The organism is Nonomuraea deserti (genome assembly GCF_004348685.1).
Taxonomy (GTDB): Bacteria; Actinomycetota; Actinomycetes; order Streptosporangiales; family Streptosporangiaceae; genus Nonomuraea; species Nonomuraea deserti.
Window position 1 is genome coordinate 1 of sequence record NZ_SMKO01000238.1, and the last position, 14,256, is coordinate 14,256.

Genomic DNA, 14,256 nt, shown 5'->3' on the forward strand with positions numbered 1-14,256 from the left:
CAGCCGCCCGCCCACGCCGCCTCCGCCACCGCGACCTTCGTCAAGGTCTCCGACTGGGGCTCGGGTTTCGAGGGCAGGGTCACCGTCACCAACGGCACCTCCACCACCATGAACGGCTGGAACGTCCAGTTCGACGTTCCGGCGGGCTTCTCCATCCCGTCCGCGTGGGACGCGGTCATGTCGAGGAGCGGGCAGCACTACACGTTCACCAACCCGTCCTGGGCGTCGGCGCTGGCCGCCGGGGCGAGCGCGAGCTTTGGCTTCAACGGCAGCCCGGGCAACTTCCCCGGCGTCTCCGGCTGCACGCTGAACGGCGCTCCCTGCGGCGACGCCGGAGAGGACCCCGGCGGGCTCGGCAAGGTCGGCGGCATCACGCTGACCTCCGCCACCGCCACCAGCGCCGCGCTGAGCTGGACCGCCGTCCCCGGCGCCAGCGGCTACAGGGTCAGGCTCGACGGCGCGGCGGCCGTCACCGTCACCGGCACCACGCACACCCTGACCGGCCTGGACGCCTGCTCCTCGCACACCGTCACGATCACCGCGACGGGCGCCTCGGGCGACGGCCCCGCCGGCGATCCTTTCGGCTTCACCACGGCCGGCTGCCAGAGCGGCACGCTGCCCAGGCACTTCCTCACCGGCTACTGGCACAACTTCGTCAATCCCGCCGTCGAGCTCAAGCTGTCGGCCGTGCCCGACGAGTACGACCTGATCGCGGTGGCGTTCGGCGAGGCCACCGCCACCCCGGGCGAGGTCGTGTTCGGGGTCGACCCCGGGCTGGCCACGGCGCTGGGCGGCTACACCGACGCCCAGTTCAGGGCGGACGTCCAGGCGCTGAAGCAGCGCGGTAAGAAGGTCATCCTGTCGGTCGGCGGCGAGGCCGGTCGCGTGCAGGTCGCGAGCGCCGCGGCCGCCACGCGCTTCGCCGACTCGGTGTACGCGCTGATGCGGAGCTACGGCTTCGACGGCGTGGACATCGACCTGGAGAACGGTCTCAACGCCACCTACATGGGTCAGGCGCTGAGGGCGCTGCGCGCCCAGGCCGGCTCCGAGCTGATCATCACCATGGCCCCGCAGACCATCGACATGCAGTCGACCGGGATGGAGTACTTCAAGCTCGCCCTGTCCATCAAGGACATCCTCACCGTCGTCCACACGCAGTTCTACAACTCCGGCTCGATGCTCGGCTGCGACCAGGCCTTCGCGTACTCGCAGGGCACGGTCGACTTCATCACCGCGCTGGCCTGCATCCAGCTCGAGAACGGGCTCCGTCCCGACCAGGTGGCGCTGGGCCTGCCGGCCGGGCCGGGCGCCGCGAACGGCGGCGTCGTGCCGCCCTCGGTCGTCAACCGGGCGCTCGACTGCCTGGCCGAGCGGACCGGCTGCGGGACCTTCGTGCCGCCGCGCGCCTACCCGGACATCAGGGGCGCGATGACGTGGTCCATCAACTGGGACGCGAGCAACAACTGGTCCTTCTCCAAGACCGTCAAGCCTCACCTTCAGGGAATGTCATGAAATTACGCCGCAAAATGGTCGCATTAGCGACCGGTCTCGCCCTCGCCCTGACCGGCCTGACCACCATCGGATCCGCCGCCCACGCCACCGGTACGGTGCAGCGCCTGGCCGCCGCCTGGGCCCCGTGGACCGCGTACGCCACCGGCGCGGTCGTCACCTACAACGGCGTCGACTACGTCTGCCTGCAGGCCCACACGTCCCAGCCCGGCTGGGAGCCGTCCGCCGTGCCCGCGCTCTGGAAGCCCACCTCGGGCGGCGACCCCGACCCCGGCGCCCCCGGCGCGCCGGGCGCGGTGAGCACGTCGGTCACGAGCTCCAGCATCTCGCTGAGCTGGGGCGCCGCCGGTGGAACCGTGTCGGGCTACCGCGTGTACGAGGGATCGACCCGGCGCGCCCAGGTCTCCGGCACCAGCGCCACCATCTCCGGGCTCGGCGCGTGCACGACCCACACCTACACCGTGAAGGCGTACAACGCGGCGGGCGAGTCGGCCGGCCGCGACGCCACCGCCACCACGTCGGGCTGCACCGGCAACAACCCCAGCAAGATGCCCGGCGCCCCCTACCTCTACATGGGCTGGGGCAACCCGCCCAACCCGGGCACCGTCATGGACGCCACCGGCGTCAAGTCGTTCACGATGGCGTTCATCCTGTCCAGCGGCGGCTGCACCCCGGCGTGGGACGGGCAGCGCCCGCTGACCGGCGGCGCCGACCAGCAGGCGATCAACACGATCAAGTCGAAGGGCGGCAGCGTCCAGATCTCCTTCGGCGGCTGGCAGGGCAACAAGCTCGGCCCCAACTGCTCCTCGCCGCAGGCGTTCGCGGGCGCGGTGCAGCAGGTCATCAACGCCGTGGGCCCGGCCGTCGTCGACTTCGACATCGAGAACACCGACGAGTTCGAGAACTACACCGTCCAGGACCGCATCCTGAACGGCCTCAAGATCGTCAGGCAGAACAACCCGAACGTCAAGATCGTCGTCACCTTCGGCACCACTACCAGCGGCCCGAACGCCCACGGCGTCCGCCTCATCAACCAGGCCAGGGCCCTCGGCGTGCCGATCGACAACTTCACGATCATGCCGTTCGACTTCGGCAGCTCCAACATCTACCAGGACACCGTCAACGCGTCCGAGGGCCTGAAGAACGCGCTCAAGAACGCGTACGGCTGGTCCGACGCCCAGGCGTACGCGCACATGGGCATCTCCGGCATGAACGGCCTGTCCGACCAGCAGGAGCTGACCTCCCCCGGCACCTGGACGCAGATCCGCGACTGGGCCAGGTCCAAGGGCCTGACCAGGCTCGCGTACTGGGCGGTCAACCGTGACAGGCCCTGCCCGGGAGGCGGCGTGACCTCCAACTGCAGCGGCATCGCCCAGTCCGACTGGGAGTTCACCAGGACCACCGCCGGCTTCTGATCCGCGCGAATCCGGCCCGCCCCTCCACACCGGGGCGGGCCGGGCCAGGAGGAACGTCATGAATCTCCGAGCGGCCACGGCCGCGCTCGCCCTGGGACTCGCCACCCTGCACGCCACCCCCGCCCAGGCCGCGAACATCCTGCCCAACCCCGGCTTCGAGTCCGGGCTCAGCGGCTGGACGTGCACCGCCGGGGCGCAGGCGGTGGCGTCCCCCGTGCACGGCGGCGCCGCCGCGCTCCGGGCCACCCCGCAGGGCGGCGACCTCGCCCGATGCGGCCGGCAGGTCAGCGTGCGGCCGTCGTCGTCGTACACGCTGTCGGCCTGGGTCCAGGGCGGCTACGTCTTCCTCGGCGCCACGGGCACCGGCGGCGCCGACCCGCAGACCTGGGGCTCGCCCGGTGCGGCCTGGACCCAGCTGCGCACGACCTTCACCACGGGCCCGTCCGCCACGGACGACGTGGGCGTCACCCGTTACGAGGTGTCGCGCGACGGCGGCTCGCCCGTCGCCGTCACCGGGACGAGCCACCGGGCGACCGGGCTGAGCGCGGACACCACATACCGCTTCAAGGTCCGCGCGTGCGACGCGGCGGGCAACTGCTCCGCCTACAGCCCCGAGGCGAGCGGCACCACCGCCGCTGCGGGGAACGGGGGCGACGGCGGGCTGCCCGAGCCGGTGCTGGTGGGCTACCTGCACGCGTCGTTCGCCAACGGATCCGGATACGTCAAGATGGGCGAGGTCCCTGAGGAATGCGCGATGCGCGACGACCTCACCCTGCTCCACGTGCAGGACTACAACTCCGGGCCGATCATGGGCCTGGACGGCCAGTACCACACCATGGGCGGGCACGACTTCCACGTCGCCATGACCGACATGCTGCTGGCCGGCTTCCCGATCATGGGCGATGCGGCCAACGTGTTCCCGCCGCTGCGCCAGGACCAGGTGGCCATCGGGCTGCCCGCCTCGGTCAACGCGGGCAACGGATACACGACCGTGACGGAGGTGCAGAAGGCGTTCGGCTGCCTGGCCACGGGCACCGGCTGCGGGACGTACCGGCCGCGCGGCGTCTATCCGGGGCTGCGGGGTCTGATGGCCTGGTCGATCAACTGGGACCGGCACAACGGATACGAGTTCTCCCGGAACCACCGGGCGTACCTGGACGGGCTCACCTGACGCGGACGAGCTGGGTGGGCTTGAGCGGGACGCCGAGGCCGGGCGGCCGGTAGGTGGGCAGGGCCTCGCCGTACTCGTGCATCCAGGCGTGGTCCACCAGCAGCCGCATCCGCCCGGCAGGCGGCACCCTGCCGGGCCTTGCGGGGTCGACCCGGCCGATCATCCTCGTCACGGCCGCCACCACCAGCTCCGTGTCCGGCGCGGACAGGTCGCAGTGGTCGTCAGGCCCGATGATCAGGTCGACGTCGGGCGGCAGCGGATAGATCGGGCGCGGCAGGGCGAGCACGCGCGGCGGCGGGGCCATCGGCCAGCCGTCGCGCACCGCCTCCAGCAACACCGAGCGCGACGTCTTGTGCGCGAACAACCCGTCGGCCAGCGCCCAGCTCAGCGCGCCCACGTCGGAGCGGTCCTCGCCGCAGGCGTGCAGGCACAGGTACGGCACCAGCGGCACCCCCGCGCCACCCGCCTGCGCCCAGCCGCCGCCGCACCCGGTGAGCACCAGCAGCGCCAGCATCGCCCGGTAGGCGGTGTCGGCGTGCGGCGTCTCCAGCCGCCCGGGCACGATCACGCACTCGCCGCCCGTCTTCTCCGCCGTCACGCCCAGCTCCCGCGCGATCTTCACCGTCCGCGACGCGGCCACCCCGGTGCAGGCCTCCTGCCAGGCCGGCGTGTACGGCTGCGCCCGGTCGTCATAGCCGCGCGGCCACACCCCCGGCAGCCAGGGCCTGGCCACCCCGTAGACGGCCAGCAGCAGGTCGAACACGGTCGTCACCAGCTCGCCGCCGTCGCGCAGCACGGGCACGCCGCGCCGCAGCACTCCTGGGCCGTCGTCGAAGCGCGGCAGCAGCACCTCCACCGCCTCGCCGCCGTACACGCTGAGCCGGTCACAGGCGCCGCCCGTCAGCCCGCCCGGCACGTACGCCTCCTCGCGGTCCCGCAGCCGCACCAGGAGCGGCAGATCGGTGTTCTCCATCGCCTGCCCGGCGAACGGCGTGCGGTCCAGGAAGAACTCCTTGAGCAGCACGTGCCCCATGGCCATGGCCAGCGCGCCGTCCGTGCCGGGCCGCACGACCAGCGTCTCGTCGGACAACCGCGTCGGATGCGTGCCGATCGCGACCACCTTCTGGCCCTTGTAGCGCCCGGCGATCACCCAGGGCGTGTCCGCCGAGCGTACGAGCCGGTTGTTCTCCCCCCACAGCAGCACGTACGCCGCACGCGCCCAGTCCTCGGCGCGTGACGGACCGGCGAAGCGCGGCCCCAGCACCTGCTCGGGGGCGCACGGGTGCTCGGTCAGCACCGCGCCGCCGAGCTCGCCGACGAGGCGCGCGAGCGGGGAGCTGGCCAGCGCCGCCACCCGCTCGGGCCCGTGCTCGTCAGCGGTGTGCACGATCGCCGCCGCCACCAGCTCGGCGGCCGTCGCGTCGTCGAGCGGCACCCGTCGCTCACCCCTGGCCTGCTGGTATTCCTGTGAATTCGCTGTGAGTTTCGCCCAGGCCGCGACCGGGTCGCGCAGCCCGTTCCTCACCTCGAAATAGAGCCTGACCAGTGCCTGGTTGACCTGCGATCCCCCCATGCGAAAAGTTCAACACAAAGAGTGATGCCGTATCGCTATACGTGTCGGCATGTCGGGGATAAGAATCGGAACCCCTGGTGGCGGCTGCGCTCCGGGTGCGGCAGGCTATATCTCGCCATGGATTACGCAGTTCTCACGGGCATTGTCCTCGTCACCGGTGTCGTGCTCGCCCTCGTCGCCCAGTGGCGCGACTGGCGGCCGCCGCTCCTTGTCGCCGTCGCCGTGGGCATCGCCGTACGCGTGCTGATCATGTACACGTCGGCGATCGATTCGTGGCAGCCCGTCGACTTCGTGGAGAGTTTCAAGCCCGCGGGCGAGGCCGTGCTGCGGGGTGAGGACCCGGTGCTGGCCAGCGAGGGCGGCTGGCACTTCCTGCCGACGATCCCCTACGTGTACGGCATCCTGCTGTGGCTCGGCATCCCGTGGGAATACGCCGGGCGCCTGGTCACCGTGGTCGCCGACATCGTGCTCATCCCGCTGGTGGCCAAGCTGGCCGGCGGCCCCAAGGCGTCGCTGCGGGCCCTCCAGTACGCGCTCAACCCTCTCGCCCTGATGGTCGCCTGCATCCATGGCCAGGTCGAGCCGGTCGCGCTCGTGTTCGGCGTCGCCGCGTTCGTGGTCGCCAGGGGGCCGGGCGCGCCCGAGCGCCCCGGAATGACCACCGACGTGATCGCGCGGGTGCGTGCGGGCCTGGCCGCGCACGGCGTCCGGGGCGCCGTCCCGCGGGTGATCGGCCCCGGCGGCATGCTGCACCGCTCGCTGTTGCCGGGCGAGGACGATCGCGTCTCCCTCAGGCGGGGCGCGCTGGCCGGTCTGCTGATGGGCCTGGCGCTGTGCGCCAAGAGCTGGCCCATCTGGCTGATCCCCGGCATGCTGCTGCTCCTGCCCAATCTGCGCGCCCGCGTCGCCGCCCTGTTCGCGACCGGGCTGGTGCCCGTCTTCTTCCTGGTGACGCTGCCGGTCTTTGCGGGCACGTCGCTCGACCAGATCCCGGCGGTCATCCACACCATCCAGGACATCCGGCCCATCGTCGGCGAATGGGGCTGGACCCCGTGGCTGACCGAAGGGCAGTGGGCGCTCCGGCCCGACCTGGCCTCGTTCGGCACGAAGCTGATCTACGTGAGCGTCGTCGCCGCCGTGCTCTACTGGCGGCGGGCCGACCCGGTCGACATGACGATCGCCGTGTTGCTGGTCTTCATGGTCATGACGCCCCGGCTCGGCGCCCAATACCTCATGTGGTTCATGCCGTTCCTGGTCGCCAGGCCCACGAGGTTCGCCTGGCCGGCCATCATCGGCGCCTCGCTCTGGGCCGGCTACGGCTACCTCTACATGACGCAGTTCGACTTCAACGGGTGGTGGCTGCAGCACGCCGACTGGTCGCGGGCCTCGATCCTGCTGCTGCCGATCCTGGCCCTGGCCATGCCCTGGGGCCGCCGCCGCGTGGCGACAGCCCCAGGACCGGTCCCGTCGCAGGGGTGGTCCGACGACTCGAGGATCACGTCACCGGCATAGGCGCTCCCACAACGTGATCCACTGGTCGGGGTGCACGTGTCCCACGACGGTGTCGCGGGCCACCCGGGCCGCCGCCAGCGCGGCGTCCACCCCGTCGTACCTGGTCTTCAGCGACGCGCGCACCGACCCGCCCACGCCGCCGAACCCCACCTCGACCAGTTCCTGGTAGGAGCGGCCGCCGCTCACGAGCGGCTCGGGCCTGCGCTGGAGGCGCAGGATCGCCGAGTCGACCGACGGGACGGGCCGGAAGCTCTCCTTGCCGATCGTGTCGCCGAGCCTCCAGCTGAACCACGGCCACGACTCCACCGTGACCAGGCTCCAGCGGCCGTAGCCGCCCGCCCGCTTGCGGGCGTACTCCCGCTGCGTGAGCAGCGTCGCCGAGGTCAGGGCCGGCGCCCGCAGGCACCAGTCGACGATCTTCGACGTGATCGAGTAGGGGATGTTGCCCACGACCGCGAACGGCTCTCGCGGCGCCCTCACGGTGGTGAAGTCGCGCCTGACGATGTCGATCCGCGGGTCGCTGCGGGTGCGCGCGGCCAGCCGCCCGGCCAGCCGGGGATCGACCTCGTAGCCGACCACCTGGGCGCCCGCCTCGGCCAGCGCCAGGGTGAGGGCGCCCTCGCCGGGGCCGGGCTCCAGCACCAGCCCCTCCGGACCGGCGGCCTTGACCATCAGGTCGACGGCATGCCGGTCGACCAGGAAGTTCTGCGAGAGCGTGCGCCGCGCCCGATCCACAGGCGTGCGGCCGCCACCGCCGTTCCTGGCCTTCTTCTGAGTGTGTGAATAGTTTCCGTGTGCGTGATTTCGCGCCACAGCACTGCCCTTCCGGGTCCTCGAGACAACGGGTCGCTCGAAGGGCCCTGGGCACGCGCGCGGACGCCCAGCCTCAGGTGATCGCGTCCGCTAGCGGGCCAGAGCCCGGCCGCGGCGGATGCGGATGAAAACCTGGCAGGAGAACATGCATGACATGGGGCCGACCCTAAGCCGACCCCCGTCGACCGGGCAAAACATTTAAATCGGTCGCGTCGGCGAGGGCGGGGCCGTCACCCTGGAGTGCGTGCAGGCAACGGTCACAGTCACTCCGGCACAGCTCCCCGAGCTGCTGCTGCACGTCGCCGTGGTCCGGCCCGTCTTCCTGTGGGGCGCGCCGGGCATCGGCAAGAGCTCCCTCGTCCGCGAGTTCGCCGGCTCGCTGGGCCTGGAGTGCGTGACGCTGCTCGGCACCCAGCTCGCCCCCGAGGACCTGATCGGCGTGCCCGAGCTGGTCGGCGGGCGCAGCCGGTTCGCGCCGCCCGAATCGATCGCCCGCAACGAGCCCTACTGCCTCTTCCTCGACGAGCTCAACGCCTCCGCGCCCGAGGTGCAGAAGGCCTTCTACTCCCTGATCCTCGACCGCAGGATCGGCACGTACGAGCTGCCGGCCGGCTCGGTGGTGATCGGCGCCGGCAACCGGGCCACCGACAACGCGCTGGCCCGCCCGATGGCCTCCGCGCTGATCAACCGGCTGATCCACGTGCACCTGCGGGCCTCGTCCGACGACTGGCTCAAGTGGGCGGCGGGCAACGGCATCCACCCGTGGATCATCGACTACCTCGTGCAGCGCCCCGACCACCTGTGGAGCCCGCCGCCGAAGACCGAGGAGCCGTTCTCCTCGCCGCGGGCCTGGCACATGCTGTCCGACGTGATCACCTCCTACGGCGACGACATCGCCGACGAGACCCTCGCCATGCTCGCGTTCGGCACGCTCACCGGCACCCACGCCTCGGCCTTCCGCGCGTACGTCAAGACCGTGCGGCACGCGTACGATCTGGAGGCCGTGCTGAAGGGCGAGGCCCCGTGGCCGCGCCGGCCCGAGGAACGCGACCTGCTCTACTTCCTGGCCGAGGCCTTCCGCGCCCGGCTCATCAAGGAGCTGCCCGCCGACAAGCGCGGCGCCTCCGCCCGCGGCCGCGACCTGGGCTTCCGGGCCAAGACGCTGCTGGTCGAGCTGGCCGAGATCTCCCTCGAATGCGCCCAGCTCGTCATCGCCAACAACGCCGACGGCGCGCCCGCGCTGCCCTCCTGGTTCCTCGTCGAGGTCGGCAGGGACGTACCGCGCCTCATGGCGGCAAGGTCGTGAGCAGGCGCAAGGCCAAGGTCGACCCCTGGCGCGCCCAGGTCCAGCAGGGCTGGCACACCGTCACCCGGCACCCGCTGTTCGGCGTCTTCACCGGCTCCGCCCTCCTCCTGCCGGCCGACGACGGCGAGCTGTCCAACGACACCTGGGCGTACGTCACCCACGACGGTGACGTGCACTTCCACCCCAGGCGCCGCGCCCCCGCCGAGGAGTGGTCGTGGGTCTTCGCCCACCTGCTGCTCCACCTCGGCTTCGGCCACGCCGACCCGCGCTCCTGCGCGCCGAAGGACGTCGACGGCGACCAGCCCGGCCCCGCCTACCACGCGGCGTGCTGCCTGTCCGTCGACGGGTTCCTCCGCACGCTGAAGCTCGGGCGCAGCCCCGCGCCGCTCCCCGAGGACCTGCCGGGCAACGACGAGGTGACGCTGTCCGAGCTCTGGCGCAGGCGCGGCATCCCGCCCCGCTTCGCCCCGCTCGGGGAGCCCGACTTCCGGATCGGTTCGGCGAAGGACGCCGAGTACTGGGACTTCCAGCGCACGTTCGCGATCGGCGTCGCCGAGGCGGCCACGAGCGCCCTCGACCAGGCGGGCCGGCCGCGCACGCCCGTCGAAGGGCACGTCAAGGGCCCGTGGGACGTCGCGCTGCGCTGGTTCGTGTCGTCCTACCCGCTGCTCGGCGCCCTGGCCGCGGGCATGAAGATCGTTTCCGACGCGGAGCTGGCCAGGGGCTGGGACATCGCGATCGCGGCGGTCAGCGCCGAGGCCGGCGAGATCTACGTCAATCCGCTCGCCACCCACACCGAGGCCGAATGGCGCTTCGTGCTGGCCCACGAGATGCTGCACGCGGCGCTGCGCCACGGTGAGCGGGCGGGCCTGCGCGATCCGTACCTGTGGAACATCGCCTGCGACTACGTGATCAACGGGTGGCTGGTCGAGATGGGCGTCGGAGAGATGCCGGAAGGGCTGCTGTTCGACCACGCACTGACCGGCATGTCGGCCGAGGCCGTCTACGACCGGATCACCACCGACCTGCGGCGCGTGCGCAAGCTCGCCACCCTGCGCGGGCGTGGGCTCGGCGACGTGCTCGACCGCCCGCCGCGGCGCATCGGCGGCTACGTCGACCTCGACGAGTACTACCGCAACGCGCTCACCACCGGGCTGGCCTACCACCAGACGGGCGGCCGCGGCCTCCTGCCCGCCGGGCTCGAACAGGAGATCCGCGCCCTCGACCATCCGCCCCTCCCGTGGGACGCCCAGCTCGCGCGCTGGTTCGACGAGCACTTCCAGCCCGAGGAGAAGCGGCGCTCCTACGCCCGCGCCTCCCGCAGGCAGGCGTCGAGCCCCGGCATCCCGCGACCCGGCTGGCTGCTCCCTGAGGAGGTCGTGCGCAAGGCCACGTTCGGGGTGGTGCTCGACACCTCCGGCTCCATGGACGTGGAGCTGCTCGGCAAGGCGCTCGGCGCCATCGCCTCCTACGCCGCGGCCCGCGACGTGCCCCAGGCCCGCGTGGTCTTCTGCGACGCCACCGCCTACGACGCCGGATACCTGCCGGTCGAGGAGATCGCGGGCCGGGTCCGCGTACGCGGACGGGGCGGCACGATCCTCCAGCCCGGCGTCAAGCTGCTCGAACGAGCCGACGACTTCCCGCCCGACGGGCCCATCCTGGTGATCACCGACGGGCAGTGCGACGTGCTGCGCATCCGCAGGGAACACGCGTTCCTCGTGCCGCAGGGCGCGCACCTGCCGTTCACCGCGCGCGGCCCGGTCTTCTTCGTGAAATGAGCCGGCACCGGCCTCCGCCCATGTCCGATTCCGACAAGACCCACGCCCTCGCCCTGGGTAGCTTCACCGTGACGACCGACGTTCCACCGGTGAAGGAACAGCTGACATGGACATGCTCGACCGCGCACGGCGCTACCTGGAGCTGCACGGCAGGCTGATCGACAGGCTGCGTTTCGAGGCGCTGTTCGGCGACGGACCACGTGAGCGGGTGCTCGACGCGCTGCGCTGCTACCAGAACGCCGACGGCGGCTTCGGCAACGCGCTGGAGCCCGACCTGAGAGGCCGGGGCAGCCAGCCCGAGCCGGTCGAGGTCGCGTTCTGGATCCTCGGCGAGCTCGACGCCTTCGACTCCCCGATGGTGCCCGCGGCCTGCGACTACCTCGCCCGGGTCAGCGCCGAGGACGGCGGCGTGCCGTTCGTGCTGCCGTCGGTCAGGAACACGCCGAGAGCCCCGTGGTGGGAAACGGCCGACGACCCTCCCGGCAGTCTCGTGCCCACCGCGTCGATCGCCGGGCTGCTCCACAAGCACGGCAGCACCCACCCGTGGCTGGCCGCCGCCACCGCGTTCTGCTGGTCGCGGATCGCCGAGATCGGCGAGACGAGTCCGTACGAAGCCCGCGCCGTCGTGACCTTCCTCGACCTGGTGCCCGACCGGGAGAGGGCGGAGGCCGAGTTCGACCGGCTCAAGGAGGCCATCCTCGCGACGGTCGCCCTCGACCCCCACGCCACGGGGGAGGCGCACTTCCCGCTGGACTTCGCGCCGGAGCCGTCACGGCTGCCGCTGTTCCCGCAGGACGTCCTCGACACCCACCTCGACGCGCTCGCCGCCGCCCAGTCCGAGGAAGGCGGCTGGAGCGGCAACTGGCCGATGTGGACGCCGCTGGTGGGGCACGAATGGGGCGGCTACGTCACCGTCCATCGGCTCAAGACGCTGCGCGCGTACGGACGGCTGAAGGGGTGAGACCGTTCTGTCGGTGAGGCCGCGTACGTTGGGGACATGTACGCGGAACGGCCCCCCGCCCCCGATCTCGCCGGCCGTGTCGCCTGCGTGTGGCACCTGGTCAGCGAGACGGAGCAGACCCAGCTCGTCGTGCCCGACGCCTGCGTCGACCTCATCTGGGGCCCCCGCGGGCTGTTCGTGGCGGGCCCCGACACCGGGCCCATGCCGACGCCCATGGCGGCGGGCGACACGTTCACGGGGGTGCGCTTCCGGCCCGGCGCGGTGGGCGACTTCTTCGGCGTGCCGCTCCACGAGCTGCGTGACCGGCGCGTCGCCTTGTCCGACCTGCCCTTCCCGGCGGGGCGCATCGAGGAGGCCGCCCCGCGGGTGGGCGCGCGGCCGGCCGCCATGCGCGCCGGGGTGAGGCGGCGGCTGGCCGCCACCGCGGGCGCCGACCCCGCCGGTTCCGCCCTCACGAGGGCGCTGCGCGAGGGCCGCACGGTCGCGGAGGTGGCCTGGCAGCTCGGGTTCAGTGAGCGCCAGCTCCACCGCCGCAGCCTGGCCTCGTTCGGCTACGCGCCGAAGACCCTCCAGCGCATCATGCGTTTCCAGCACGCACTCGGCCTGGCCCGCGCCGGCGTCCCGCTGGCGGAGGCGGCCGTCACGGCCGGCTACTCCGACCAGACCCACCTGTCCCACGACGTCAGGCGGCTGAGCGGCATGTCCATGCGCCGCCTGCTCTCACCTGCGGGGCGGGCCGCCTGACACGAGACTCTGCGCCCACCTGGCGCGCGGATCGCTGTCGATCAGCAACGCCCGGGTCAGCAGGCTCAGCGGGATGGCGAGGATCGCGCCCAGCGGTCCCAGCACGAACGTCCACACGATCAGCGACAGGAACGTCATCGTGGTCGAGAGCCCCACCGCGTCCCCGAGAAACTTGGGCAGGATGAACGACTGCACGACCACGTTGATGACGCTGTAGGCGACGATGACCAGCACCATCGTCTGCACGCCGCCGTCCAGCAGGGCGAGCATGGCCGGCGGCACCAGCCCGATGACGAAGCCGATGTTCGGGATGTAGTTGGCGATGAGCGCCAGCACACCCCAGAGCAGCGGCAGCGGCACGTCCAGCACCGACAGGGCGACCACGTCGAGGGTCGCGCAGATCAGTCCGAAGACGGTCGAGACGATCAGATAGCGCCGCGTCTTGTGCGCGAACGTCGCCAGCGCCTTCACCAACTGCGGCCGATACCCTTCACCGGTCGTCAGGATCTTCGACGTCACCGGCGCGTCGAGACACATCGCCAGCAGCAGCACGATGACGAGGAAGAGCGCGGAAAGCACGCCGATCAGGCTGCCGAGCAGGCTCTGCGCCAGGCCGAGGATCGACCCCGCGTCGAACGCCTGCAACCCTCTGTCGAGCACGTCGTTGCTGACGCCGTGCGCGGCGGCCCAGGCCAGCGCGTCGGCGAGGAGCTGGTCGAACTGGGCGGCGTACGCCGGCAGCAGCGAGACGAGCTGGGTGACCGAGATCGTCAGGATGCCGACCATGCCCAGCAACGCGAACACGACGATGAGGAAGGGCACGGAGACCTGCAGCCACGTGGGCGCCCCCTTGGCGGCGAGCCACGTGCGCACCGGCGAGACGGCGATTACGAGCACGAGCGCCAGCACAACGGGGCCCGCGATCGAGGCGACCTCGCGGATTCCGAAGAGGGCGACCACCGCGGCGGCGATTCCCACCATGATGATGAGCGCCCTGGGGATGGGTTGATCTGGCACGCCCCCTACCTACCCGAAGCCGGCGGGGGCACCGCCGATTTGACGGTTCCGGGAGGCGTACATAGAGTTCAGCAGTCCCACGAGAGCGGCGTTGATCGCCGATCTCACTCGGGGGCCACCTCCAGGCAAACCACCTCGTGGATGTTCGCGTCCACTCTGAAGGGCTGGTAAGTTAGAGGGGTTGTCTCCGAAAGGGGGCGGCGCTTAATTTTCGCAGGTTGTGCAGGTCCGGTCAATTTGACAGAGACTTGAACGGCTGAAAGAGTTAAGACACAACGAAATGAACGCCTCTGAGCGAGGATCCCGGGTTCGGGGTTTTGGTGAGGATGGACGCGTGCGTTTCTTGAGAACTCAACAGTGTGTTAAAAGCCAGTGCATGATGCACAACCCCGTCGACCGACATGGTCGGTTTTGACGGATTCCTTTATTTAGTAGGGTTCAGACCTTTTTTGGAGAG

11 protein-coding genes are annotated in these 14,256 nt (G+C 71.3%); 8 read left to right on the forward strand and 3 right to left on the reverse strand.

The window, feature by feature from the left end:
* The 3 genes from E1292_RS44955 to E1292_RS44965 all read left to right on the forward strand — a co-directional run.
* Positions 1–1,512, forward strand: a 1,512-nt coding sequence (locus E1292_RS44955; RefSeq protein ID WP_132605915.1) for a chitinase, incomplete at its 5' end; no start/stop codon positions are given.
* 14 nt (positions 1,513–1,526) lie between these two features.
* A complete protein-coding gene (locus E1292_RS44960) occupies positions 1,527–2,924 on the forward strand; it encodes a carbohydrate-binding protein (RefSeq protein WP_246090795.1) in 1,398 nt (465 codons plus the stop codon).
* Positions 2,925–2,982: 58 nt separating this feature from the next.
* On the forward strand, positions 2,983–4,095 hold the full coding sequence (locus E1292_RS44965; RefSeq protein ID WP_132605917.1) for a carbohydrate binding domain-containing protein: 1,113 nt from the start codon (positions 2,983–2,985) through the stop codon (positions 4,093–4,095).
* On the opposite strand, the gene E1292_RS44970 is transcribed toward E1292_RS44965, so the two are convergent.
* Positions 4,088–5,668: a molybdopterin-dependent oxidoreductase gene (locus E1292_RS44970; RefSeq protein WP_132605918.1), complete on the reverse strand. Its 1,581-nt coding sequence runs from the start codon at positions 5,666–5,668 to the stop codon at positions 4,088–4,090. The two genes, E1292_RS44965 and E1292_RS44970, sit on opposite strands and share 8 nt — an antisense overlap.
* 117 nt (positions 5,669–5,785) lie before the next feature.
* On the opposite strand from E1292_RS44970, the gene E1292_RS44975 reads away from it, so the two are divergent.
* Positions 5,786–7,180 carry a putative hexosyltransferase gene (locus tag E1292_RS44975; protein WP_132605919.1) on the forward strand — a complete coding sequence of 465 codons (1,395 nt, stop codon included), beginning with the start codon at positions 5,786–5,788 and terminating at the stop codon, positions 7,178–7,180.
* Here E1292_RS44975 and erm read toward each other — a convergent pair.
* The gene (gene erm / locus E1292_RS44980) at positions 7,169–7,915 is read right to left on the reverse strand and encodes an ErmE/ErmH/ErmO/ErmR family 23S rRNA (adenine(2058)-N(6))-methyltransferase (protein ID WP_246090797.1); all 747 of its coding nucleotides are present in this window, start codon (positions 7,913–7,915) and stop codon (positions 7,169–7,171) included. The genes E1292_RS44975 and erm overlap by 12 nt on opposite strands.
* 322 nt (positions 7,916–8,237) lie before the next feature.
* Here erm and E1292_RS44985 point away from each other — a divergent pair, with 322 nt between their 5' ends.
* The 4 genes from E1292_RS44985 to E1292_RS45000 all read left to right on the forward strand — a co-directional run bounded on the left by E1292_RS44985 (position 8,238) and on the right by E1292_RS45000 (position 12,782).
* Positions 8,238–9,299, forward strand: coding sequence for an AAA family ATPase (locus E1292_RS44985; protein WP_132605921.1), 1,062 nt, complete (start codon positions 8,238–8,240; stop codon positions 9,297–9,299).
* Positions 9,296–11,077 carry a vWA domain-containing protein gene (locus tag E1292_RS44990; protein ID WP_220447378.1) on the forward strand — a complete coding sequence of 594 codons (1,782 nt, stop codon included), beginning with the start codon at positions 9,296–9,298 and terminating at the stop codon, positions 11,075–11,077. The genes E1292_RS44985 and E1292_RS44990 overlap by 4 nt, the downstream gene beginning before the upstream one ends.
* A 106-nt stretch (positions 11,078–11,183) precedes the next feature.
* The gene (locus E1292_RS44995; RefSeq protein WP_132605923.1) at positions 11,184–12,038 is read left to right on the forward strand and encodes a hypothetical protein; all 855 of its coding nucleotides are present in this window, start codon (positions 11,184–11,186) and stop codon (positions 12,036–12,038) included.
* A 36-nt stretch (positions 12,039–12,074) separates the two neighbouring features.
* Positions 12,075–12,782: a DUF6597 domain-containing transcriptional factor gene (locus E1292_RS45000; protein WP_132605924.1), complete on the forward strand. Its 708-nt coding sequence runs from the start codon at positions 12,075–12,077 to the stop codon at positions 12,780–12,782.
* Here E1292_RS45000 and E1292_RS45005 read toward each other — a convergent pair.
* A complete protein-coding gene (locus E1292_RS45005) occupies positions 12,759–13,799 on the reverse strand; it encodes an AI-2E family transporter (protein ID WP_246090799.1) in 1,041 nt (346 codons plus the stop codon). The genes E1292_RS45000 and E1292_RS45005 overlap by 24 nt on opposite strands.
* Positions 13,800–14,256 lie beyond the last annotated feature (457 nt).